The following is a 22,035-nucleotide window of genomic DNA, read 5'->3' as shown; positions in this document are numbered from 1 at the left end:
ACCGGGTTTCCCCGGTTTCAGAGTGATGACGAATTGATTTATTCGACAATGCGAGCAGAGGGTAATTCGCACTGGCGCTTGCCTGCTCCCCTCACCCTAACCCTCTCCCCAAAGGGGCGAGGGGACTGTCCGAGCGTTTTGATATTACGGCTTCGCCACAAATCCAATCGCTTCGTACACCGCTTTTAGCGTACGGGAAGCGTGTGCGCTGGCTTTTTCTGCGCCGTCTTTCATCACCTGTTGCAGGAAGGCTTCGTCGTTGCGGAAACGGTGATAACGTTCCTGCAATTCAGTCAGCATACCAGAAACGGCATCAGCCACTTCGCCTTTCAGATGACCATACATCTTGCCTTCGAACTGTTTTTCCAGTTCCGGGATGCTCTGGCCAGTTACCGCAGAAAGGATATCCAGCAGGTTGGAAACGCCCGCTTTATTCTGCACGTCGTAACGAACTACCGGCGGCTCGTCGGAGTCAGTGACCGCGCGTTTGATTTTCTTAACTACCGATTTCGGATCTTCCAGCAGGCCGATAACGTTATTGCGGTTATCGTCAGACTTGGACATCTTCTTGGTCGGCTCCAGCAGAGACATTACGCGCGCGCCAGATTTCGGAATAAACGGCTCCGGTACTTTAAAAATATCGCCATACAGCGCGTTGAAACGCTGGGCGATATCGCGGCTCAGTTCCAGGTGCTGTTTCTGGTCTTCACCCACCGGCACCAGGTTGGTTTGATACAGTAGGATATCCGCCGCCATCAGCACCGGATAGTCAAACAGACCCGCGTTGATGTTCTCGGCATAACGCGCAGATTTATCTTTAAACTGGGTCATGCGGCTCAGTTCGCCGAAGTAGGTATAGCAGTTCAGTGCCCAGCCTAACTGCGCATGTTCCGGCACGTGGGACTGAACAAAAATGGTGCTTTTCTCAGGATCGATACCACAAGCCAGATACAACGCCAGCGTATCCAGTGTTGCTTTACGCAGCTTCTGTGCATCCTGGCGCACGGTGATCGCATGTTGGTCAACGATACAGTAAATGCAATGGTAGTCATCCTGCATGTTTACCCACTGACGCAGCGCACCCATGTAGTTACCAATGGTCAATTCACCTGAGGGCTGTGCGCCACTAAAAACGATGGGCTTAGTCATTTTTCGATTCCTGATTTTCGCTATGCGGAAGCCCTAATGCGGGCAGAAGGTCATTGATAGACTGATAAATTACATCAGGCTGGCTAAGATCGATAGCCTCGCCGTAGTTATATCCATAGGTTAAGCCAACTGAAGGGCAACCGGCTGCTTTTGCTGCCTGAATATCATTGCGTGAGTCGCCAACAAACAGCATCTGTTGTGGGGCAATTCCCATCCGCTCAGCCACAAGTAACAGCGGGTCCGGGTGCGGCTTTTTGTTTTGCACATCATCGCCACCAATCACCACGCTGAAATATTTGGCGATATCTAAGGCTTCGAGCAGCGGCGCAACAAACGGCGTCGGTTTGTTGGTGACCAGGCCTAGCGGCAGGCCTTTAGCCTGCAATGCGCCAAGCGTATCGGCAACGTGCGGGAACAAAAACGTCCCCTCTTCGGCAACCTCGCCATAGTAGCGATCGAACAGTTTACGCAGAATACGTACCTGTTCTTCTGCCGGAATGTCGTCATCAACGGGCGGTTTCCCCATTGTTTTACGCAAAGTCGCACGTTCCTGACGTGCCCAGGTCAATGCACGCTCCATCAGAACATCTGCGCCATTACCAATCCAGGTAATAACACGCTCTTCACCTGCGACGGGCAACTCCAGCGCATACAGCGCCATATCTACCGCAGCAGCCAGACCAGGAGCACTGTCCACCAGCGTACCATCGAGATCAAAAGCGACGCCGCGAATATCTTCAAACTTATTCATGACTTACCTTTGCCAGTTCACTGCGCATTTCATCAATGACCTTTTTGTAGTCTGGCTGATCGAAAATGGCCGAACCAGCGACGAACATATCGGCACCTGCCGCAGCGATTTCGCCAATGTTGTTCACCTTCACGCCACCGTCCACTTCCAGACGAATGTCAAAGCCAGACTCGTCGATACGACGACGTACTTCGCGCAGTTTATCCAGTGTTTGAGGAATGAAAGACTGACCGCCGAAACCAGGGTTGACGGACATCAGCAGGATCACATCCAGCTTATCCATCACGTAATCCAGATAGCTCAGCGGTGTCGCCGGGTTAAATACCAGCCCCGCTTTACAGCCATTTTCTTTAATCAGTTGCAGCGAGCGGTCAACATGCTCGGAGGCTTCTGGATGAAAGGTTATGATGCTGGCACCTGCGGCAGCGAAATCTGGCACAATGCGATCGACCGGTTTCACCATCAGATGCACATCAATAGGGGCAGTAATGCCATAATTACGCAGAGATTTCAGCACCATCGGCCCAATCGTCAGATTGGGAACATAGTGGTTATCCATGACGTCAAAATGCACGACATCAGCGCCAGCTGCCAGGGCTTTTGCGGTATCTTCACCCAGGCGGGCAAAATCAGCCGACAGAATTGAGGGGGCAATCAAATACTGTTTCATCCGCTTCTCCTTGAGAATTATTTTTTCGCGGGTGAAACGACTCCTGGTTTGTACAAAGCCAGCAGTTCGTCCACCTTTTTACGTGTGCCGCCGTTGCTGCTTATACTGCGTCGAACTTTGACGACATGCAATTTTGCGCGCTGATACCACTCACGCGTTAACATCGTATCGTGATTGGAGATCAGCACTGGAATATGGCGCTCAACCAGACCTTCGGCGATCTCCGCCAGATGCGCTTGTTGTTCAAGCGTAAAACTGTTTGTGTGATACGCCGTAAAGTTGGCGGTCGCAGACAGCGGCGCATAAGGCGGATCGCAATAGACGACGGATGCATCATCTGCGCGCGCCATGCTATCGGCGTAAGACTCACAATAGAAAAAGGCATTCTGCGCTTTTTCAGCGAAGTGATACAACTCTGCTTCCGGGAAATAGGGTTTTTTGTAGCGGCCAAACGGCACGTTAAACTCACCGCGCAGATTGTAACGACACAGGCCGTTGTAACCGTAGCGGTTCAAATATAAAAACAGTACCGCCCGACGGAACGGATCCTGGCTTTTGTTGAACTCTTCGCGGAACTGATAGTAAACCTCGGCGCAATTTGTTTCGGGAACAAACAGCTCGCGTGCGGCCTGTACGTACTCATCAGTACGCATCTTCACAATGTTATAGAGACTGATCAGGTCGCTATTGATATCGGCAAGGATATAACGAGAAAAGTCGGTGTTGAGAAACACCGACCCGGCACCTACAAAAGGCTCAACCAGACATTCGCCCTTGGGCAAATGCCGTTTAATATCATCAAGCAGGGGATACTTGCCCCCTGCCCACTTCAAAAAAGCGCGATTTTTCTTCATGCTGACTAACTAATTACACCTTCTCCGGCTGTGGAGAAAGCTCCGACAGCATCCAGCGCTTCAGGCAACTCCCGCGATGATAAACCATTGCGGGAGATAACCTTGATTACTTCAGATCGGCCTGTACCTGACGCAGCGGTTTCGCCCACGGGTTTTTGGCCTGGACATCTGCTGGCAATGTAGATACCGCTTTTTTCGCCTCTTCTTTCGAAGCGTACACGCCAGAAACCAGGACATACCACGGCTGACCATTACGCTTCGTTTCATAGACAACGTAGTTTTTCAGATTCTCTTTCTTCGCCCAACCGTTCAGGTTGTCGTAGTTAGAGGAACTGCTCAGCTGCAGAGTGTAATGGCTGGACGGTGCCGATTTCAACGAACCAACATTACCTGCGGTCTTCCCTCCAGCGGCTGGTGTTGCCGTGGTTTGCGCCGGGGATGCCGTCTGTACTGGAGCCGTAGTTGCGGTCTCTTTTGGTGCTGGCGTAGAGGTCGCAGCCGGTGCCTTCGTGCTCGCCACAGGAGCAGCTGGTTCAGTACGCTTCGGCGTCTGTGCTACCGGCTTCGGTTCCGTTTTCACGGTTGCTTGCGGTTTTTTCGGTTCAATCACCGCCTGCTGGCGAGCTGGACGCGTAGTGGCCGGACGTTCAGCGGTTTGCGTTTTCGCCGTGTCACGCGATGCATTGCCATTGCGAACAGGCGCGACCGTCGCGGGTTCAGTCGGCAACGTGGAATTGACCGCCACATTATTCAACTGTTGCTGATTTTGTGGCTGGGTCAGCGCATTGTTCAGGTCACCCTGCACTTCAACACGTTGTTGACCATCCGTTGCCGCCGGGGTTTGCCCTTGAGTCGGCGTAGAAGAGATCGGCGGCAGAGAAACATCCTGCTGAGTATTTTCCGCAGACGTGGTTCCCGGCGCTGGCTGCACGCCATTCGCCTGATCGGTCGCATTGCCAGCAAGATCAATACTCTTCTCGCCAGACGCGGTTTGATCGCTGGAAGAGGTCGAGGGGGCTTTTAGCGCAGAACCGATACCGATGATCAACAGCAGGAGAACCAGAATGCCGACGCCCATCATCATATACTGACGAGAAGCGGGTTTACTGGCTGCTTTTTTGCGCTTACGCGGACGACGCTCTACGCGCTCTTCATCCACGGTTTCATCTTCGGATTCGTCAATTTCTTCTTCGATTTCCGGTTCCTCATTGCGCTCTTTTTGCGCACGAGTCGGACGGCGATCGTCAGTGTCATCAAGTTCAATATCATCAAAATTGATCTGCGGTTCGCCACGTTCAGTACGCTCAGAACGTTCAGAAGATTGACGAGAACGACCAGTACGACGATCGCTGGGATCGGGTTTCAGCTCGTCTTCTGGTTTGAATTCATCCATTTAACACCCCACTAAAAGGTTAATGCTTACCACGTTGCAATTAACCTGAAGCTAATAGACCGCTTGATAAGCGGCCTGACCTTTCTTGTTGTTACGCTGATTGACAATCGGCAATGGCGTTAAGAACAAGCTCGTGCGAAACGCCGCTGCGAACTTCACTCTTACCAATTGCCAACGGAAGAATTAAGCGCATCTCTCCCGCAAGGACTTTCTTGTCACGCAGCATATGCGGTAAATACGCCTGCGCGGACATTTCGCGCGGCCCATTGACCGGTAACCCAGCCCGCGTGAGCAGGGTTATAATACGCTGCGTTTCGGCAGAACTAAACTGCCCGAGACGTTCCGACGTCCGCGCCGCCATCACCATACCCGCAGCAACCGCTTCACCGTGTAACCAATTGCCATACCCCATTTCAGCTTCAATGGCATGACCAAAGGTGTGTCCCAGATTCAGTAAAGCACGTAACCCGGTTTCGCGCTCGTCGGCGGCGACAACTTCTGCCTTCAGTTCACAACAACGGCGAATACAGTACGCCATTGCCGGACCGTCCAGACGCAACAACGCATCCAGATTCTCTTCCAGCCAGTTAAAAAACGCACCGTCAAGAATAATGCCGTATTTGATGACTTCTGCCAGCCCCGACGCTAACTCACGCGGGGGAAGCGTTTTCAGACAGTCGAGATCCACCACCACTGAAGCAGGCTGGTAGAACGCGCCAATCATGTTTTTACCGAGGGGATGGTTGACCGCGGTTTTGCCGCCAACGGAGGAATCGACCTGCGACAGTAACGTCGTCGGGACTTGAATGAAACGTACACCACGCTGATAACTCGCCGCCGCAAAGCCGGTCAGATCGCCCACTACGCCGCCGCCAAGCGCCACCAGCGTAGTATCGCGACCATGCGGCTTTTGTAACAACGCCGTAAAGACGGTATCGAGTACAGCCAGGCTTTTATACTGCTCGCCGTCAGGGAGGATAACGCTATCGACGTTAACACCCGCCTGTTCAAGTACGCCGCGGACCTTATCGAGATACAGAGGAGCCAGGGTTTCGTTGGTAACCAACATGACCTGCTCGCCCGATTTCAGCGGTAAGAATGAAGCTGGTTCATTAAACAAACCAGATGCGATGGTAATTGGGTAACTACGTTCCCCGAGAGTAACGACAATCCTCTCCATAACGCGACATCCACCTTAATTACTGTACCCGCAGACGAGTGTATATAAAGCCAGAATTAGTTGCTTTCCAGCATGTGAATAATCTGGTTTGCGACCACTTTAGCGCTTTGATCATCAGTACGAATGGTCACGTCGGCAATCTCTTCATACAGCGGATTGCGTTCATTGGCCAACGCTTCCAGAACTTCACGCGGCGGTGTTTCAACGTGCAGCAACGGGCGTTTTTTATCACGCTGCGTGCGTGCAAGTTGCTTTTCGATGGTCGTTTCAAGATAAACGACAACGCCACGAGCGGAAAGACGGTTACGCGTTTCGCGGGATTTCACAGAGCCGCCGCCAGTAGCCAGCACAATACCCTGTTTCTCGGTCAACTCATTGATGACCTTTTCTTCGCGATCGCGGAAGCCTTCTTCGCCTTCTAAATCGAAAACCCAGCCCACATCAGCTCCGGTTCGTTTCTCAATCTCTTGATCGGAATCGTAAAATTCCATATTGAGTTGTTGAGCTAACTGGCGCCCAATAGTGCTTTTTCCGGCACCCATAGGCCCAACCAGAAAGATATTGCGTTTCTCTGCCATTTTTTCGGTACTACTAAGACTATTCGTTAATGATAAACCCGCTTCGCTCAGAGAGCGCCGCAGGACATGAACTGAAACCTCATAAGATATTGCGAGAGTCAGACTGAAAATTATCTCAATACTCCAGCGGGTTTGGCAACTGAATAAATCACCCATCCCTCTGCATATCTGGTCGCTGCAAGCGCGCTGCCTTGCTACCACCGCTCTGGCGATAAATCACCGGGTAAGATTAGCGTAAAAAAGACAGCAAAATGCCGCCTGAATGATAAATCATCATCATGGAACGCAGGCAGCGAAGAGCACCAACTCTCAAATCGGTACTCCTTGTATGCTAAATACCTGCGCGCGTCAAATAGATGAAACACGTTCAGCGTAAAAACATTACCGCTTTTACGGCTGTTTACTCACTGGAAACCAGTCGTGGCGTGATAAACACCACTAACTCGCGTCGTTCATCTTCTTTTCCGTCATGACGAAATAATTGCCCGAACCAGGGAATGTCGCCAAGCAACGGTACGCTATCCTGACCCGATTTATTTTTACGGGTAAAAATGCCACCCAGCGCCAACGTTTCTCCGCTTTTGACCTCGACCTGCGTTTCGATCTCCTGCTTATCAATCGCCAGCACTTCGCCATCGGCCTGCTGTAGCACCTGCCCCGGAACGTTCTGGCTGATGTGTAATTTCAGCCGGATGCGACCTTTTTGTAACACCGTGGGCGTAACTTCCATCCCCAGGACGGCCTCTTTAAATTCCACCGACGTCGCGCCACTTTCCCCGCTGGAAACCTGATATGGAATTTCGCTCCCCTGTTTAATGCTGGCAGGCTGAAGATGTGAGGCCAGCAGACGCGGACTGGCGATAATATCCAGCTGCTGTTTTTGTTCGAGCGCGGAAAGCTCAAGATCCAGTAAACGTCCGTTGATGCGTCCAATGTTAAAACCGACATGCGTTGTCGCCGTCGCTACGGAGAGGTCGCTGCCAAGCGTGGTGACTTGCCCAACGCCACCAGCTTGTTGCGCATCAGCCAACATCCATTTCACGCCTAACTCACGCAAACTTTTTTCATTAATGGTGACAATATGCGCCGACAGCTCAACCTGCCCGACCGGCAGATCCACTTGCGCTACCCACTGTTCAAGCGCGCTTAACGCCGCTTTGTTATCTCGCAGCAAAAGGCGATTGGTGCGTTTATCGACGGTCATACTCCCTTTGGCACTCAGTAGCTTCTCCCCCGCTTTCGCCAGTTCTCCCGCGTCGGCGTATTGCAGGTTTATACTGCGATTTTCCAACGGCAGATTTGCCTGCGCCCGCGCCTGCTCCGCCTCCTGACGGGCGATATTGTCATTCTGCCAGGCAACGGAATGCACCGAGAGAATGTTGCCCTCCTGACGCGTTATCAGTCCGGCGCTTTTCACTACAGTTTGTAGTGCTTGCTTCCAGGGAACATCTGTTAGATGTAACGACACCGTACCGCTGACGTCTGGCGACACCACCAGGTTCAACTTCTCCTGTTCAGCCAGCGCCTGCAACACCTGAGCTACCGGAACGTCATCCACCATCAGCGTCACTTTTTGCGGCTTTGCCGCCTGTACGCCGGGTATCAGCATCAACAGTAGTGCGGCTATCCATTGCTTCATTTGTATCTCCTTGCCGTTGCCACAACCATTGTGGCGGTTCGCAGTTTGTCCCGGTTCCCAGCGTTAGTGCGTCTGGCGTTAACTGTAAGATCGTCCAGCCGTTTTCCAGCACATCGTTTTGCTGCACTCGTCGCCATTTTTTTTGCCCATCTTTTATTACACCGATGATGCGCTCGCCTCGCCCTACCATCCCCTGATAGCGCCACTGGCTAAGTTCGCTAATCCGGCATAGATCTTCCGGCGGTTTAAAAGGGTCACGCATACCGGTTAAAAGGCACAATGCAATACCTGCCAACAACCAGCGTTTAACCCTCATGCGGCGTCTCCAGTTGTAGCGTGAACAAAAGGTCATCACCTTCCACGCTTAACGAAAAACGGCTCACGCTGACGTTGCGCTCTGCCAGCCGTGTAAATGCCGACGGCACTGCTTCCCACAGCGTTTTCAACGCCAACTCACCTCCCTGCGCGGATGGATGCCAGTAAACCAGTTGCGCGCCGGATAACTGAAAATCCAGTGGCGAAAAGGGCTGCGTTTTTTCCTCGCTGAAGGGAGTGGTGTTTACCAGGCGATACAGTGCGGCCCACTGCTGGTAATGACTTGCCCGTAGTCGAATTAATGCGTCGCTCTCTTCCTGGTGTGTCGATGACAGAAAAATGAGCGTAACTAACATCATCAACCAGAATGCCCAGCAAAGCTGGCGGAGGCGGGGTGATGTGGCGAACCACCAGTCAAAGAGCATGTCCATCGCTAACCTTCCTTGTTAACTGATACTCAAATTGCCAGCGTCCCTGCGCATCTTGCTGCGTGGCCCCCCGCTGATTGAGATGAAAAGAAGCATCCTGGCGGAGTGACGTTTCCAGCGCGTTTAACGCGGTAATGCTTGTTGTTAGCCCCTTGATCTCCAGCGTTCCCTGCTGCCAGCTTATCGTTGTCAACCAGGCGTGTTCGGGTAAAAGCGCCGCCAGTGCTTCCAGCGCAGATTGCCAGTCACGGGTAAATTGTCGCTGGCGCTGCCTTTGCAAACGCTGCGCACGAATTTGTTGGCGCTCCAGCAAACGTGGTTTCGTTATTTGTAAGCTGTGGGCGAGTTGTTGTTCCGCCTGAAGCAAAACGGCATCTACGCGAGCTTCGGCGTTGCTTGTCAGACGCAATATTAGCGTTATCCCGACGGTCAGCAGCAGAGGCGCAACGAACATCAGCAACCAGAAACGAAGAAAAGCGGTCCGGCGTTGCTGTCGCCAGGGCAAAAAATTAATTGGCGGGTTCATCAGTACGCCTTCCCTAGCGCCAGCCCCAGCGCGATGGCAAAGTCTCCACCTGGCGGCGGTAGCGGCGGCTGACGAACAGAAACCGCCTCCCAGGGGTCAAATCCGCCTTCGCCACATAGCGCGACGCTTTCGGGATCAACGGATAACGCTGCCGCCAGCTCCTTCGCGCTAGTCATCCCCACCGCCAGTTTGCGCCCCCAGCTATAGCGCGTCGCCCACAGCCACTGTTCGTTATCACGCCAGGCCAGACATTGCTGATGAGAAGGTAAAAAAGGCAGGAATCGCTGTAATGCACTGGCATCCGGGGTGATCGCACTAACATGAACACGCAACCTTTCTGCCAGAGTAAGCAGCGTTGCCAGCTCTTTGCTTTGCGCGGCAGTCACGTTATAGGCGGGACTGAGTGAGTCTTCGCTGTAATCGAAGCGCAGGGAGTCCGGATCCATATCCAGCTCGCGGGCCATCGTCCCGGACAGCCAGGCCGTTTGCTCCCGCTCACCAAGGGACATCGACGGGCGCGGAAATGACCGCTGTAATGTGCGACTGGCGGGAAACGCCAACATAATGTGATGACGCTGCGGCAGTTCGCGACTCCACGGTAACAACGTTTTAGCCAGCCGCTGTGCATCGACAATCCGCCCATCTTTGATTATGTCGTTCGCCAGCGGCAACCGCCACCAGCGTTGCAAAAAGCATTCTTTTGCGCCCCGCACGATCGCAACCGCCACCGCTTCTTGCTGTTGTAAATGCAAACCAATTTGCCAGATCTTAAATGCCATCGTGATGATCTCCTTATCACCCGTCACTCTGACGGGTATATCAATGCGTCTGGCTTGCCTTTATACTACCGCGCGTTTGTTTATAAACTGCCCAAATGAAACTAAATGGGAAATTTCCAGTGAAGTTCGTAAAGTATTTTTTGATCCTTGCAGTCTGTTGCATTCTGCTGGGAGCAGGCTCGATTTATGGCCTATACCGCTACATCGAGCCACAACTGCCGGATGTGGCGACATTAAAAGATGTTCGCCTGCAAATTCCGATGCAGATTTACAGCGCCGATGGCGAGCTGATTGCTCAATACGGTGAGAAACGTCGTATTCCGGTTACGTTGGATCAAATCCCGCCGGAGATGGTGAAAGCCTTTATCGCGACGGAAGACAGCCGCTTCTACGAGCATCACGGCGTTGACCCGGTGGGGATCTTCCGTGCGGCAAGTGTGGCGCTGTTCTCCGGCCACGCGTCACAAGGGGCGAGTACCATTACCCAGCAGCTGGCGAGAAACTTCTTCCTCAGTCCAGAACGCACGCTGATGCGTAAGATTAAGGAAGTCTTCCTCGCGATTCGCATTGAACAGTTGCTGACGAAAGACGAGATCCTCGAGCTTTATCTGAACAAGATTTACCTCGGTTACCGCGCCTATGGTGTCGGTGCTGCGGCACAAGTCTATTTCGGTAAAACGGTCGACCAACTGACGCTGAACGAAATGGCGGTGATAGCCGGGCTGCCGAAAGCGCCTTCCACCTTTAATCCGCTCTACTCAATGGATCGTGCCGTCGCGCGGCGTAACGTCGTACTGTCGCGGATGCTGGATGAAGGGTATATCACCCAACAACAGTTCGATCAGACACGCACTGAGGCGATTAACGCTAACTATCACGCGCCGGAGATTGCTTTCTCTGCGCCATACCTGAGCGAAATGGTGCGCCAGGAGATGTATAACCGTTATGGCGAAAGTGCCTATGAAGACGGTTATCGCATTTACACCACCATCACCCGCAAAGTACAGCAGGCCGCACAGCAGGCAGTACGTAATAACGTGCTGGACTACGACATGCGCCACGGCTATCGCGGCCCGGCAAATGTGCTGTGGAAAGTGGGCGAATCGGCGTGGGATAACAACAAGATTACCGATACGCTGAAGGCGCTGCCGACCTATGGTCCGCTGCTGCCTGCCGCAGTCACCAGCGCCAATCCTCAGGAAGCGACGGCGATGCTGGCGGACGGGTCGACCGTCGCATTGAGTATGGAAGGCGTTCGCTGGGCGCGTCCTTACCGTTCGGATACTCAGCAGGGACCGACGCCGCGTAAAGTGACCGATGTTCTGCAAACGGGTCAGCAAATCTGGGTTCGTCAGGTTGGCGATGCATGGTGGCTGGCACAAGTGCCGGAAGTGAACTCGGCGCTGGTGTCGATCAATCCGCAAAACGGTGCCGTTATGGCGCTGGTCGGTGGCTTTGATTTCAATCAGAGCAAGTTTAACCGCGCCACCCAGGCACTGCGTCAGGTAGGTTCCAACATCAAACCGTTCCTCTACACCGCGGCGATGGATAAAGGTCTGACGCTGGCAAGCATGTTGAACGATGTGCCAATTTCCCGCTGGGATGCAGGTGCCGGTTCTGACTGGCAGCCGAAGAACTCACCACCACAGTATGCCGGTCCAATTCGCTTACGTCAGGGACTGGGCCAGTCGAAAAACGTGGTGATGGTACGCGCAATGCGGGCGATGGGCGTCGACTACGCTGCAGAATATCTGCAACGCTTCGGCTTCCCAGCGCAAAACATTGTCCACACCGAATCGCTGGCGCTGGGTTCAGCGTCCTTCACCCCAATGCAGGTGGCGCGCGGCTACGCGGTAATGGCGAACGGCGGCTTCCTGGTGGACCCGTGGTTTATCAGCAAAATTGAAAACGATCAGGGCGGCGTGATTTTCGAAGCGAAACCGAAAGTAGCCTGCCCGAAATGCGATATTCCGGTGATTTACGGTGATACGCAGAAATCGAACGTGCTGGAAAATAACGATGTTGAAGATGTCGCTATCTCCCGCGAGCAGCAGAATGTTTCTGTACCAATGCCGCAGCTGGAGCAGGCGAATCAGGCGTTAGTCGCGAAGACTGGCGCGCAGGAGTACGCACCGCACGTCATCAACACTCCGCTGGCATTCCTGATTAAGAGCGCCCTGAACACCAATATTTTTGGTGAGCCAGGCTGGCAGGGTACCGGCTGGCGAGCAGGTCGTGATTTACAACGGCATGATATCGGCGGAAAAACGGGTACCACTAACAGTTCGAAAGATGCGTGGTTCTCGGGTTACGGTCCGGGCGTTGTGACCTCGGTTTGGATTGGCTTTGATGATCACCGCCGTAATCTCGGTCATACAACGGCTTCCGGAGCGATTAAAGATCAGATCTCAGGTTACGAAGGCGGTGCCAAGAGTGCCCAGCCTGCATGGGACGCTTATATGAAAGCCGTTCTTGAAGGTGTGCCGGAGCAGCCGCTGACGCCGCCGCCGGGTATTGTGACGGTGAATATCGATCGCAGCACCGGGCAGTTAGCTAATGGTGGCAACAGCCGCGAAGAGTATTTCATCGAAGGTACACAGCCGACACAACAGGCGGTGCACGAGGTGGGAACGACCATTATCGATAATGGCGAGGCACAGGAATTGTTCTGATTAAAAAGGCGCTTCGGCGCCTTTTTCTGTTTGCTGACAAAGTGTCACTTTATTTATACCGGATACGGCGTGAACACGTTATCCGTCTGAAAATATCGAGAAAAATCAATCTATTGCATGAGCCGCGCAGGCCTGATAAGCATTGTGCATCAGGCAAACTTCACGCATTTACACTCGCCCCTGCTCCTTCAACCACTCGCGCACGAGGAACAGTGCGCTGACATTACGTGCTTCGTTGAAGTCAGGGTCTTCCAGCAAATCCATCATATGCGCCAGCGGCCAGCGCACCTGTGGTAGCGGCTCTGGCTCATCGCCTTCCAGCGATTCCGGGTAGAGATCTTGCGCTACCACGATATTCATTTTGCTGGAAAAGTAAGACGGCGCCATGCTGAGCTTCTTCAAAAAAGTCAGATCGTTCGCACCAAATCCCACTTCTTCTTTTAGCTCGCGGTTAGCGGCTTCGTATACGCTTTCACCCGGATCAATTAATCCTTTCGAAAAACCTAATTCGTAGGATTCCGTTCCCACTGCGTATTCGCGGATCAGGATCAGGTGATCGTCCACAATCGGCACAATCATCACCGCTTCCCGGTTGGTTGGACGCATTCGTTCATAAACACGCCGCACGCCATTGCTGAACTCCAGATCCACGCTTTCGACGGTAAACAGTCGTGAACGGGCTACAGTTTCAACATTCAGAATGGTGGGTTTTTGTAATGATTTGCTCATCGTGGGATCTATGCTGTGAAATCAGCGGTTATTGTGCGATATCGGACACGCTTTCGGCAATGTGAATTGCATGTTATTTACATTTATGTAACTTATTAAATAATCATCCTCAAATCAAATTAAAAGTCAATAGGTTGAAATAACTCCAGGAATTTGCTGATATTCCGCCTTCAGAGGGTTTGCTATGATCAGCGGTTACTGTGATGTGCTTAATGATGCTCAAGTTAAACTCCACGCTTGCCGATAGCCAACCGCAGAATCATGTATTGTGTCCGGTGCGACTGACCACGCCTGACAGACTAAGTAAGATGGGGAAAGCATGAGCACCATTGTGATTTTTTTAGCTGCTTTGCTGGCCTGCTCACTACTTGCGGGATGGCTGATAAAAGTGCGATCCAGACGGCGTCAGCTGCCCTGGACCAACGCCTTCGCGGATGCGCAAACGCGTAAACTCACACCTGAAGAACGTAGCGCCGTTGAAAATTATCTTGAGAGCCTGACGCAGGTATTACAGGTGCCGGGCCCAACGGGAGCCAGCGCGGCACCGATCTCTCTGGCGCTGAATGCCGAAAGCAACAACGTCATGATGCTGACACACGCTATCACGCGTTACGGCATCTCTACCGACGATCCGAATAAATGGCGTTACTACCTCGATTCGGTAGAAGTCCACCTGCCCCCTTTCTGGGAGCAGTACATCAACGATGAGAATACCGTTGAACTGATTCATACCGATTCGCTGCCGCTGGTTATTTCACTCAACGGTCATACGCTGCAGGAGTACATGCAGGAAACTCGCGGCTATGCCTTGCAACCTGTTCCGTCAACACAGGCGTCTATTCGCGGGGAAGAGAGTGAGCAAATCGAGCTACTCAATATTCGCAAAGAAACGCACGAAGAGTATGCGCTAAGTCGTCCGCGCGGGCTGCGCGAAGCGTTGCTGATTGTCGCCTCCTTCCTGATGTTCTTTTTCTGCCTGATTACCCCGGATGTATTTGTTCCGTGGCTGGCAGGCGGCGCGTTACTGCTGCTGGGCGCAGGACTGTGGGGGCTATTCGCGCCCCCGGCAAAATCCTCCCTGCGGGAAATTCATTGTCTGCGCGGTACACCCCGTCGTTGGGGATTGTTTGGCGAAAACGATCAGGAACAGATCAACAATATTTCACTCGGTATTATCGACCTGGTCTATCCCGCACACTGGCAGCCCTACATTGCTCAGGATCTCGGCCAACAAACCGATATCGATATCTATCTCGACCGCCACGTAGTGCGTCAGGGGCGATATCTTTCGCTGCATGATGAAGTAAAAAACTTTCCGTTACAGCACTGGCTGCGCAGTACGATTATCGCTGCGGGCTCGCTACTGGTGCTGTTTATGCTGTTATTCTGGATCCCGCTGGATATGCCGCTGAAATTCACCCTCTCGTGGATGAAAGGCGCGCAGACCATTGAAGCCACCAGCGTGAAACAACTGGCTGACGCTGGCGTGCGGGTTGGCGATACATTGCGTATTAGCGGTACGGGAATGTGTAATATTCGCACTTCCGGTACCTGGAGCGCGAAAACCAACTCACCTTTTTTACCGTTTGACTGCTCGCAGATCATATGGAATGACGCCCGCTCATTGCCATTACCAGAATCTGAACTGGTCAACAAAGCGACGGCATTGACCGAAGCAGTTAATCGCCAGCTGCACCCTAAACCGGAAGATGAATCTCGCGTCAGCGCCTCATTACGTTCAGCAATTCAAAAATCCGGCATGGTATTGCTTGATGATTTTGGCGATATCGTACTGAAGACAGCGGATCTTTGTTCTGCCAAAGATGACTGTGTGCGACTGAAAAATGCGCTGGTCAATCTCGGCAACAGTAAAGACTGGGACGCGCTGGTAAAACGCGCCAACGCCGGGAAACTCGATGGCGTGAATGTGTTATTACGCCCGGTGAGTGCGGAATCGTTGGATAACCTGGTGGCAACTTCCACCGCGCCGTTTATCACGCATGAAACGGCGCGAGCGGCACAATCACTAAACAGTCCGGCCCCCGGCGGATTCCTGATTGTCAGCGACGAAGGCAGCGATTTTGTTGATCAGCCCTGGCCTTCGGCATCACTTTACGACTACCCGCCGCAAGAACAGTGGAACGCTTTCCAGAAACTGGCACAAATGCTGATGCATACGCCGTTTAACGCCGAGGGTATCGTCACAAAAATCTTCACTGACGCCAATGGTACGCAGCATATTGGCCTTCATCCGATCCCGGATCGTTCCGGTCTGTGGCGCTATCTCAGCACCACACTGCTGCTACTGACGATGCTGGGTAGCGCCATTTACAATGGCGTACAGGCCTGGCGTCGTTACCAGCGTCATCGCACTCGCATGATGGAGATTCAGGCCTATTATGAAAGCTGCCTGAACCCGCAACTGATCACCCCTTCAGAAAGCCTTATCGAATAACACGTTTGCGCGGCAGGTTATGCTACCCTGTCGCGCAAATTGCTTCACTCTGGAGATTTCCCTCATGCATATCAACATTGCCTGGCAGGACGTAGATACCGTTCTGCTGGATATGGACGGCACGTTGCTCGACCTCGCCTTCGATAACTATTTCTGGCAAAAGCTGGTGCCTGAAACATGGGGGGCGAAAAACGGGGTCACACCACAGGAAGCGATGGACTATATGCGCCAGCAATATCACGACGTGCAGCATACGCTAAACTGGTACTGTCTTGATTACTGGAGTGAGCAACTGGGTCTGGATATCTGTGCGATGACCACTGAGATGGGACCGCGTGCCGTGCTGCGTGAAGATACCATTCCGTTTCTTGAGGCACTGAAAGCCAGTGGTAAGCAACGAATTTTGCTCACCAATGCTCATCCGCATAACCTGGCGGTAAAACTTGAGCATACCGGTCTGGACGCACACCTTGATTTATTACTTTCCACCCACACATTTGGTTATCCGAAAGAGGATCAGCGGTTATGGCATGCGGTGGCCGAAGCTACGGGTCTGAAAGCTGAAAGAACGCTGTTTATTGATGACAGCGAAGCGATTCTCGATGCTGCCGCACAATTTGGTATTCGTTACTGCCTCGGTGTGACTAATCCTGACTCCGGGATTGCCGAGAAACAGTATCAGCACCATCCGTCACTGAATGACTACCGCCGCCTGATCCCCTCGCTAATGTGAAGGAGACGCCATGAAAGAAAAACCTGCTGTTGAGGTTCGACTGGATAAATGGCTATGGGCCGCCCGTTTTTATAAAACCCGCGCGCTGGCCCGCGAAATGATCGAAGGCGGTAAGGTGCACTACAACGGGCAGCGCAGCAAGCCAAGCAAAATCGTCGAGCTGAATGCCACGCTCACTCTGCGCCAGGGAAATGACGAACGAACGGTGATTGTAAAGGCGATTACTGAACAGCGTCGCCCCGCCAGCGAGGCAGTCTTGCTGTATGAAGAGACTGCAGAAAGTGTAGAGAAACGCGAAAAAATGGCGCTGGCACGTAAACTTAATGCCTTAACCATGCCGCACCCGGACCGACGCCCGGACAAAAAAGAGCGCCGCGACCTGTTACGATTTAAACACGGCGACAGTGAATAACTGTCACCTGCAAGAGAGATGATTATGCCGCAACATGACCAATTACATCGCTATCTGTTTGAAAACTTTGCCGTACGCGGCGAACTGGTAACCGTTTCGGAAACCCTGCAACAGATCCTTGAGAATCACGATTATCCGCAGCCCGTTAAAAACGTGCTGGCAGAACTGCTGGTTGCGACCAGCCTGTTAACCGCTACGCTGAAGTTTGATGGTGATATCACCGTACAACTGCAAGGCGACGGACCGATGAATCTGGCGGTTATTAACGGTAACAACAACCAGCAGATGCGCGGTGTGGCGCGCGTGCAGGGCGAAATTCCAGAAAATGCCGACCTGAAAACGCTAGTGGGCAATGGTTACGTGGTGATCACCATCACCCCGAGCGAAGGTGAACGCTATCAGGGCGTGGTGGGTCTGGAAGGTGATACCCTGGCGGCCTGCCTGGAAGATTACTTTATGCGTTCTGAACAGCTGCCGACGCGCCTGTTTATTCGCACCGGCGACGTAGACGGCAAACCGGCTGCAGGCGGTATGTTGTTGCAGGTAATGCCTGCGCAAAATGCCCAGCAGGACGACTTTGACCACCTGGCAACGCTAACCGAAACCATCAAAACCGAAGAACTGCTGACCTTACCGGCAAACGAAGTGTTGTGGCGTTTGTATCACGAAGAAGAGGTGACGGTTTACGATCCGCAGGATGTTGAATTCAAATGCACCTGCTCGCGTGAACGTTGCGCCGACGCGCTAAAAACACTGCCGGATGAAGAAGTGGATAGCATTCTGGCGGAAGAAGGCGAAATTGACATGCATTGTGATTACTGCGGTAACCACTATCTGTTCAATGCGATGGATATTGCAGAGATCCGCAACAACGCGTCTCCGGCAGATCCGCAGGTTCATTAAACTAGTCCTTCCGGCAGAGAGTGCTCTGCCGGATTTTACGACTTAATAACCTGATGCGCTGCGCTTATCAGGCCTACGCAATAATTCGCAAGTTATTGTTGGTAAGATAAAGCGTCGTATCCGATAAAAAATCAAATACGCATTGTCACTTACTTAGGTTTATTTCCAGCGTTTCACCATCTACCGTCAGATCACACCATGCTTTAGGCTTCGTCCCCAGTTTTCCATCCTTCGCAGCAGCGAGTAATTTTTCTTTCGTTATTTGGCGCGGAAGTAAACTCATATCAAGCGCGTCCCATTCTTTTCTGGCCGGATCAAAGCCATAGACAATGACTCTGTCATCATTAAAAGCAAACAGGATCCGCTCCACCTGACCATCACTATTCAGATCTTGCTCGACCAATACGCAGGCGTCCTTTTCAATGCAAGTCATGACGTTATAATCCTGGATTAAGGCCGACCAGAATGTCGCATCCGGTTTGCCTGAACCTGGAGCAATTAACACATTTTCGGCTAATACTTTTTCCGATACCTGTGCCTCAAGATATTTCTCTCCACCTAGCGTCATCAGCAGATCCCGTGCGCGTTTCGGGTCTTTCATATACTCGGCATCGCTTTTCAGCGACTCAAGCGCTGCACGTCCATAGCGACCGTTCTGTTCGAGCATGTAGAGACTTACCTGGTCTGGCGTGTTTTTGCCGCTCTGATAACGTGCCATATGACTGTTCACACTAATGCGCATACTATCCAGTACCGGCGAATTAAGAAGCACCAGTATTACCAACACCAATAACGAAACCGCAAGGTTCACTTTGCCCTGAAGAACAAGAGGGGTTTGCCCTTTACGCCAGACGATACTGACAAAATACCCCAGCGACCATACCAGTAACACCAGCACCGCCAGCGTGCCCTGCAAGCGGTCGACAGTCCAGCCGTACTGAGCGACCCGCAGCCATAACGCCCAGGCGGCGACGAACAGATACAGCGGAGCAGCCAGCAGAGCGGTTTTAATCAGGCAACGCAACGGCCCCGTCCAGGGAAGTGACGCTTTTTGCGGATCGCGGACAATAGCCATTAAAACCAATTGCAAAAAGGCCAGCGTCAACAGCAACCCGGCGGCGGAGATATGGCGAGAAATCGCGCTCAGGCCCGTAAACGGCAGGGTGATGATAAACATCAGGGTTAGCAATGATACTAACGGCAGCAACCCCGTGGCGATTAACGTGAACAACTTTTGAATAGAGTCGATTAAACGTGACTGTGTACGCGCGAGGATCACCGCCAGTGCGGTAACCAGACCTAACGTGAGATAAATAAACCAGTCGGTTGCAAAAAAGAGCGTTTTGAAAAACGTGATGCCAACAAGTTTAAACAACTCGCCCCACAGTAAAAGTACCAGCCACGTCAGGCCATTGGCGAGAAAAATCACCAGTAATATAAGTACGTTATGCCATACTGACTGGTAAAAATAGCGATAGCGGCTACTGTCATTGCGGATGCGAAGGCTTTGTTGTATCCACGGTAGCAACAACATCGCCATCAGCAGCAGATAGCAACCAAAATCCCAAAGCGCCTTTTCAGCTATCCAGGGGTTCATGCCATCAGTTTGCCACTTCAGCCAGCCGCTCATTCCCAGCGTGGCAATAAACACCAGCGCCAGCCATCCCCAAAGGCGCTTCTGTTTAAAGGAGATCACGGAGAAGAGTAAAACGGATGAAAACGCGACGGTCGCAGGCACGCCATAAACAATCCAACTGAGATTTTTTCCGGCAAGCCAGGCGATCAGTAGGTAGCAAACCAGACCCTGAAGTAATCCGGTAGCAATCATCCCCCAGCGTGTTGCGGGTGAAAGTTCAACGTTATCCATGTTAGTTATCCAGAATCAAAAAGTGGGTTAATTATCGCATCCGGGCCGTAGTATTTTGCTTTTTTCAGAAAATAATCAAAAAAAGTTAGCGTGGTGAATCGATACTTTACTGATTGAATTTGCATCAATTTCATTCAGGAATGCGATTCCACTCACAATATTCCCGCCATATAAACCAAGATTTAACCTTTTAAGAACATTTTCCACACCTAAAATGCTATTTCTGCGATAATAGCAACCGTTTCGTGACAGGAATCACGGAGTTTTTTGTCAAATATGAATTTCTCCAGATACGTAAATCTATGAGCCTTGTCGCGGTTAACACCCCCAAAAAGACTTTACTATTCAGGCAATACATATTGGCTAAGGAGCAGTGAAATGCGCGTTAACAATGGTTTGACCCCGCAAGAACTCGAGGCTTATGGTATCAGTGACGTACATGATATCGTTTACAACCCAAGCTACGACCTGCTGTATCAGGAAGAGCTCGATCCGAGCCTGACAGGTTATGAGCGCGGGGTGTTAACTAATCTGGGTGCCGTTGCCGTCGATACCGGGATCTTCACCGGTCGTTCACCAAAAGATAAGTATATCGTCCGTGACGATACCACTCGCGATACTTTCTGGTGGGCAGACAAAGGCAAAGGTAAGAACGACAACAAACCTCTCTCTCCGGAAACCTGGCAGCATCTTAAAGGCCTGGTGACCAAACAGCTTTCCGGCAAACGTCTGTTCGTTGTCGACGCTTTCTGTGGTGCGAACCCAGACACGCGTCTTTCCGTCCGTTTCATCACCGAAGTGGCCTGGCAGGCGCATTTTGTCAAAAACATGTTTATTCGCCCGAGCGATGAAGAGCTGGCTGGTTTTAAACCTGACTTTATCGTTATGAACGGCGCAAAATGCACTAACCCGCAGTGGAAAGAACAGGGTCTGAACTCCGAAAACTTCGTGGCGTTTAACCTGACCGAGCGCATGCAGCTGATTGGTGGCACCTGGTACGGCGGCGAAATGAAGAAAGGGATGTTCTCAATGATGAACTACCTGCTGCCGCTGAAAGGCATCGCTTCTATGCACTGCTCCGCCAACGTTGGCGAGAAAGGCGATGTTGCGGTGTTCTTTGGTCTTTCCGGCACCGGTAAAACCACCCTTTCCACCGACCCGAAACGTCGCCTGATTGGCGATGACGAGCACGGCTGGGATGACGATGGCGTGTTTAACTTCGAAGGCGGCTGCTACGCGAAAACCATCAAGCTGTCGAAAGAAGCGGAACCTGAAATCTACAACGCTATCCGTCGCGATGCGCTGCTGGAAAACGTCACCGTACGTGAAGATGGCACTATCGATTTTGACGATGGTTCAAAAACCGAGAACACCCGCGTTTCTTATCCGATCTATCACATCGATAACATCGTTAAACCGGTTTCCAAAGCGGGCCACGCAACTAAAGTTATCTTCCTGACCGCAGACGCCTTTGGTGTGCTGCCGCCGGTTTCTCGCCTGACTGCCGATCAAACTCAGTACCACTTCCTCTCTGGCTTCACCGCCAAACTGGCCGGTACTGAACGTGGCATCACCGAACCGACGCCAACCTTCTCCGCTTGCTTCGGCGCGGCGTTCCTGTCGCTGCACCCAACTCAGTACGCAGAAGTGCTGGTGAAACGTATGCAAGCGGCGGGTGCGCAGGCATATCTGGTTAACACTGGCTGGAACGGTACTGGCAAACGTATCTCCATTAAAGATACCCGCGCCATTATCGACGCTATCCTCAACGGTTCGCTGGATAACGCAGAAACCTTCACTCTGCCGATGTTTAACCTGGCGATCCCGACTGAACTGCCGGGCGTAGACACTAAGATCCTCGATCCGCGTAACACCTACGCTTCTCCGGAACAGTGGCAGGAAAAAGCTGAAACGCTGGCGAAACTGTTTATCGACAACTTCGATAAATACACCGACACCCCTGCGGGTGCCGCGCTGGTAGCGGCTGGTCCAAAACTGTAAT

General features: G+C 52.2%; 20 protein-coding genes. 6 read left to right on the top strand and 14 right to left on the bottom strand.

Annotated elements, in window-relative coordinates:
- Window positions 1-144: 144 nt before the first annotated feature.
- The 12 genes from trpS to hofM all read right to left on the bottom strand — a co-directional run bounded on the left by trpS (window position 145) and on the right by hofM (window position 10,262).
- Window positions 145-1,149 carry a tryptophan--tRNA ligase gene (gene trpS / locus AACU19_RS23225; RefSeq protein WP_000165543.1) on the bottom strand — a complete coding sequence of 335 codons (1,005 nt, stop codon included), beginning with the start codon at window positions 1,147-1,149 and terminating at the stop codon, window positions 145-147.
- Entirely contained in the window at window positions 1,142-1,900 is a 759-nt protein-coding gene (gene gph / locus AACU19_RS23220; RefSeq protein WP_001031720.1) for a phosphoglycolate phosphatase, read from the bottom strand. The genes trpS and gph overlap by 8 nt, the downstream gene beginning before the upstream one ends.
- Window positions 1,893-2,570 carry a ribulose-phosphate 3-epimerase gene (gene rpe, locus AACU19_RS23215; protein WP_105278608.1) on the bottom strand — a complete coding sequence of 226 codons (678 nt, stop codon included), beginning with the start codon at window positions 2,568-2,570 and terminating at the stop codon, window positions 1,893-1,895. Before rpe ends, gph begins: the two co-directional genes overlap by 8 nt.
- 17 nt (window positions 2,571-2,587) lie before the next feature.
- Complete coding sequence (dam, locus tag AACU19_RS23210) at window positions 2,588-3,424, bottom strand: adenine-specific DNA-methyltransferase (protein ID WP_000742143.1); 837 nt, start codon at window positions 3,422-3,424, stop codon at window positions 2,588-2,590.
- Window positions 3,425-3,530: 106 nt separating this feature from the next.
- Window positions 3,531-4,817, bottom strand: a complete 1,287-nt coding sequence (gene damX / locus AACU19_RS23205) for a cell division protein DamX (RefSeq protein ID WP_105278607.1) — start codon at window positions 4,815-4,817, stop codon at window positions 3,531-3,533.
- 91 nt (window positions 4,818-4,908) lie between these two features.
- Complete coding sequence (aroB, locus tag AACU19_RS23200; RefSeq protein ID WP_000439850.1) at window positions 4,909-5,997, bottom strand: 3-dehydroquinate synthase; 1,089 nt, start codon at window positions 5,995-5,997, stop codon at window positions 4,909-4,911.
- Between the two features lie 56 nt (window positions 5,998-6,053).
- Window positions 6,054-6,575, bottom strand: coding sequence for a shikimate kinase AroK (gene aroK, locus AACU19_RS23195; protein ID WP_000818618.1), 522 nt, complete (start codon window positions 6,573-6,575; stop codon window positions 6,054-6,056).
- 400 nt (window positions 6,576-6,975) lie between these two features.
- Window positions 6,976-8,214 carry a DNA uptake porin HofQ gene (hofQ, locus tag AACU19_RS23190; RefSeq protein ID WP_105278606.1) on the bottom strand — a complete coding sequence of 413 codons (1,239 nt, stop codon included), beginning with the start codon at window positions 8,212-8,214 and terminating at the stop codon, window positions 6,976-6,978.
- Complete coding sequence (gene hofP, locus AACU19_RS23185) at window positions 8,126-8,530, bottom strand: DNA utilization protein HofP (protein ID WP_001264139.1); 405 nt, start codon at window positions 8,528-8,530, stop codon at window positions 8,126-8,128. The genes hofQ and hofP overlap by 89 nt, the downstream gene beginning before the upstream one ends.
- Window positions 8,520-8,960 carry a DNA utilization protein HofO gene (gene hofO, locus AACU19_RS23180; RefSeq protein ID WP_000367369.1) on the bottom strand — a complete coding sequence of 147 codons (441 nt, stop codon included), beginning with the start codon at window positions 8,958-8,960 and terminating at the stop codon, window positions 8,520-8,522. Before hofO ends, hofP begins: the two co-directional genes overlap by 11 nt.
- Complete coding sequence (locus AACU19_RS23175; protein ID WP_105278605.1) at window positions 8,944-9,483, bottom strand: PilN domain-containing protein; 540 nt, start codon at window positions 9,481-9,483, stop codon at window positions 8,944-8,946. Before AACU19_RS23175 ends, hofO begins: the two co-directional genes overlap by 17 nt.
- Complete coding sequence (gene hofM / locus AACU19_RS23170) at window positions 9,483-10,262, bottom strand: DNA utilization protein HofM (protein ID WP_001354999.1); 780 nt, start codon at window positions 10,260-10,262, stop codon at window positions 9,483-9,485. Before hofM ends, AACU19_RS23175 begins: the two co-directional genes overlap by 1 nt.
- Before the next feature lie 119 nt (window positions 10,263-10,381).
- On the opposite strand from hofM, the gene mrcA reads away from it, so the two are divergent.
- The gene (mrcA, locus tag AACU19_RS23165; protein ID WP_105278604.1) at window positions 10,382-12,934 is read left to right on the top strand and encodes a peptidoglycan glycosyltransferase/peptidoglycan DD-transpeptidase MrcA; all 2,553 of its coding nucleotides are present in this window, start codon (window positions 10,382-10,384) and stop codon (window positions 12,932-12,934) included.
- Window positions 12,935-13,102: 168 nt separating this feature from the next.
- Here the strand turns inward: mrcA and nudE are convergent, their stop codons facing one another.
- Entirely contained in the window at window positions 13,103-13,663 is a 561-nt protein-coding gene (gene nudE, locus AACU19_RS23160; protein WP_000045742.1) for an ADP compounds hydrolase NudE, read from the bottom strand.
- A gap of 319 nt (window positions 13,664-13,982) precedes the next feature.
- Here nudE and igaA point away from each other — a divergent pair, with 319 nt between their 5' ends.
- The 4 genes from igaA (at window position 13,983) to hslO (ending at window position 18,166) form a co-directional block, all read left to right on the top strand.
- On the top strand, window positions 13,983-16,118 hold the full coding sequence (gene igaA / locus AACU19_RS23155; RefSeq protein ID WP_000104521.1) for an intracellular growth attenuator protein IgaA: 2,136 nt from the start codon (window positions 13,983-13,985) through the stop codon (window positions 16,116-16,118).
- A gap of 64 nt (window positions 16,119-16,182) precedes the next feature.
- Window positions 16,183-16,851, top strand: coding sequence for a GMP/IMP nucleotidase (yrfG, locus tag AACU19_RS23150; protein ID WP_001353628.1), 669 nt, complete (start codon window positions 16,183-16,185; stop codon window positions 16,849-16,851).
- Between the two features lie 10 nt (window positions 16,852-16,861).
- A complete protein-coding gene (hslR, locus tag AACU19_RS23145) occupies window positions 16,862-17,263 on the top strand; it encodes a ribosome-associated heat shock protein Hsp15 (protein ID WP_000660487.1) in 402 nt (133 codons plus the stop codon).
- Between the two features lie 24 nt (window positions 17,264-17,287).
- Window positions 17,288-18,166, top strand: a complete 879-nt coding sequence (hslO, locus tag AACU19_RS23140; RefSeq protein ID WP_024211926.1) for an Hsp33 family molecular chaperone HslO — start codon at window positions 17,288-17,290, stop codon at window positions 18,164-18,166.
- A 145-nt stretch (window positions 18,167-18,311) separates the two neighbouring features.
- On the opposite strand, the gene AACU19_RS23135 is transcribed toward hslO, so the two are convergent.
- A complete protein-coding gene (locus AACU19_RS23135) occupies window positions 18,312-20,033 on the bottom strand; it encodes a DUF4153 domain-containing protein (RefSeq protein ID WP_105278603.1) in 1,722 nt (573 codons plus the stop codon).
- 378 nt (window positions 20,034-20,411) lie between these two features.
- On the opposite strand from AACU19_RS23135, the gene pckA reads away from it, so the two are divergent.
- Window positions 20,412-22,034, top strand: coding sequence for a phosphoenolpyruvate carboxykinase (ATP) (pckA, locus tag AACU19_RS23130; protein WP_001298201.1), 1,623 nt, complete (start codon window positions 20,412-20,414; stop codon window positions 22,032-22,034).
- Window position 22,035: the final 1 nt, after the last annotated feature.

This window comes from Escherichia sp. MOD1-EC4550 (genome assembly GCF_963876935.1).
Taxonomy (GTDB): Bacteria; Pseudomonadota; Gammaproteobacteria; order Enterobacterales; family Enterobacteriaceae; genus Escherichia; species Escherichia coli_F.
The sequence above is the reverse complement of the archived record's forward strand: the minus strand, read 5'-3'. Positions and strand labels throughout refer to the sequence as shown.

Bases quoted from the DNA above. Each gene is read 5' to 3' on its own strand.
- gph (WP_001031720.1), bottom strand. From the start codon at position 1,900: ATGAATAAGTTTGAAGATATTCGCGGCGTCGCTTTTGATCTCGATGGT.
- hofO (WP_000367369.1), bottom strand. From the start codon at position 8,960: ATGGACATGCTCTTTGACTGGTGGTTCGCCACATCACCCCGCCTCCGC.
- AACU19_RS23135 (WP_105278603.1), bottom strand. From the start codon at position 20,033: ATGGATAACGTTGAACTTTCACCCGCAACACGCTGGGGGATGATTGCT.
- dam (WP_000742143.1), bottom strand. From the start codon at position 3,424: ATGAAGAAAAATCGCGCTTTTTTGAAGTGGGCAGGGGGCAAGTATCCC.
- hofQ (WP_105278606.1), bottom strand. From the start codon at position 8,214: ATGAAGCAATGGATAGCCGCACTACTGTTGATGCTGATACCCGGCGTA.
- yrfG (WP_001353628.1), top strand. From the start codon at position 16,183: ATGCATATCAACATTGCCTGGCAGGACGTAGATACCGTTCTGCTGGAT.
- pckA (WP_001298201.1), top strand. From the start codon at position 20,412: ATGCGCGTTAACAATGGTTTGACCCCGCAAGAACTCGAGGCTTATGGT.
- hslO (WP_024211926.1), top strand. From the start codon at position 17,288: ATGCCGCAACATGACCAATTACATCGCTATCTGTTTGAAAACTTTGCC.
- hslR (WP_000660487.1), top strand. From the start codon at position 16,862: ATGAAAGAAAAACCTGCTGTTGAGGTTCGACTGGATAAATGGCTATGG.
- igaA (WP_000104521.1), top strand. From the start codon at position 13,983: ATGAGCACCATTGTGATTTTTTTAGCTGCTTTGCTGGCCTGCTCACTA.
- aroB (WP_000439850.1), bottom strand. From the start codon at position 5,997: ATGGAGAGGATTGTCGTTACTCTCGGGGAACGTAGTTACCCAATTACC.
- hofP (WP_001264139.1), bottom strand. From the start codon at position 8,530: ATGAGGGTTAAACGCTGGTTGTTGGCAGGTATTGCATTGTGCCTTTTA.
- trpS (WP_000165543.1), bottom strand. From the start codon at position 1,149: ATGACTAAGCCCATCGTTTTTAGTGGCGCACAGCCCTCAGGTGAATTG.
- rpe (WP_105278608.1), bottom strand. From the start codon at position 2,570: ATGAAACAGTATTTGATTGCCCCCTCAATTCTGTCGGCTGATTTTGCC.
- damX (WP_105278607.1), bottom strand. From the start codon at position 4,817: ATGGATGAATTCAAACCAGAAGACGAGCTGAAACCCGATCCCAGCGAT.
- hofM (WP_001354999.1), bottom strand. From the start codon at position 10,262: ATGGCATTTAAGATCTGGCAAATTGGTTTGCATTTACAACAGCAAGAA.
- aroK (WP_000818618.1), bottom strand. From the start codon at position 6,575: ATGGCAGAGAAACGCAATATCTTTCTGGTTGGGCCTATGGGTGCCGGA.
- AACU19_RS23175 (WP_105278605.1), bottom strand. From the start codon at position 9,483: ATGAACCCGCCAATTAATTTTTTGCCCTGGCGACAGCAACGCCGGACC.
- nudE (WP_000045742.1), bottom strand. From the start codon at position 13,663: ATGAGCAAATCATTACAAAAACCCACCATTCTGAATGTTGAAACTGTA.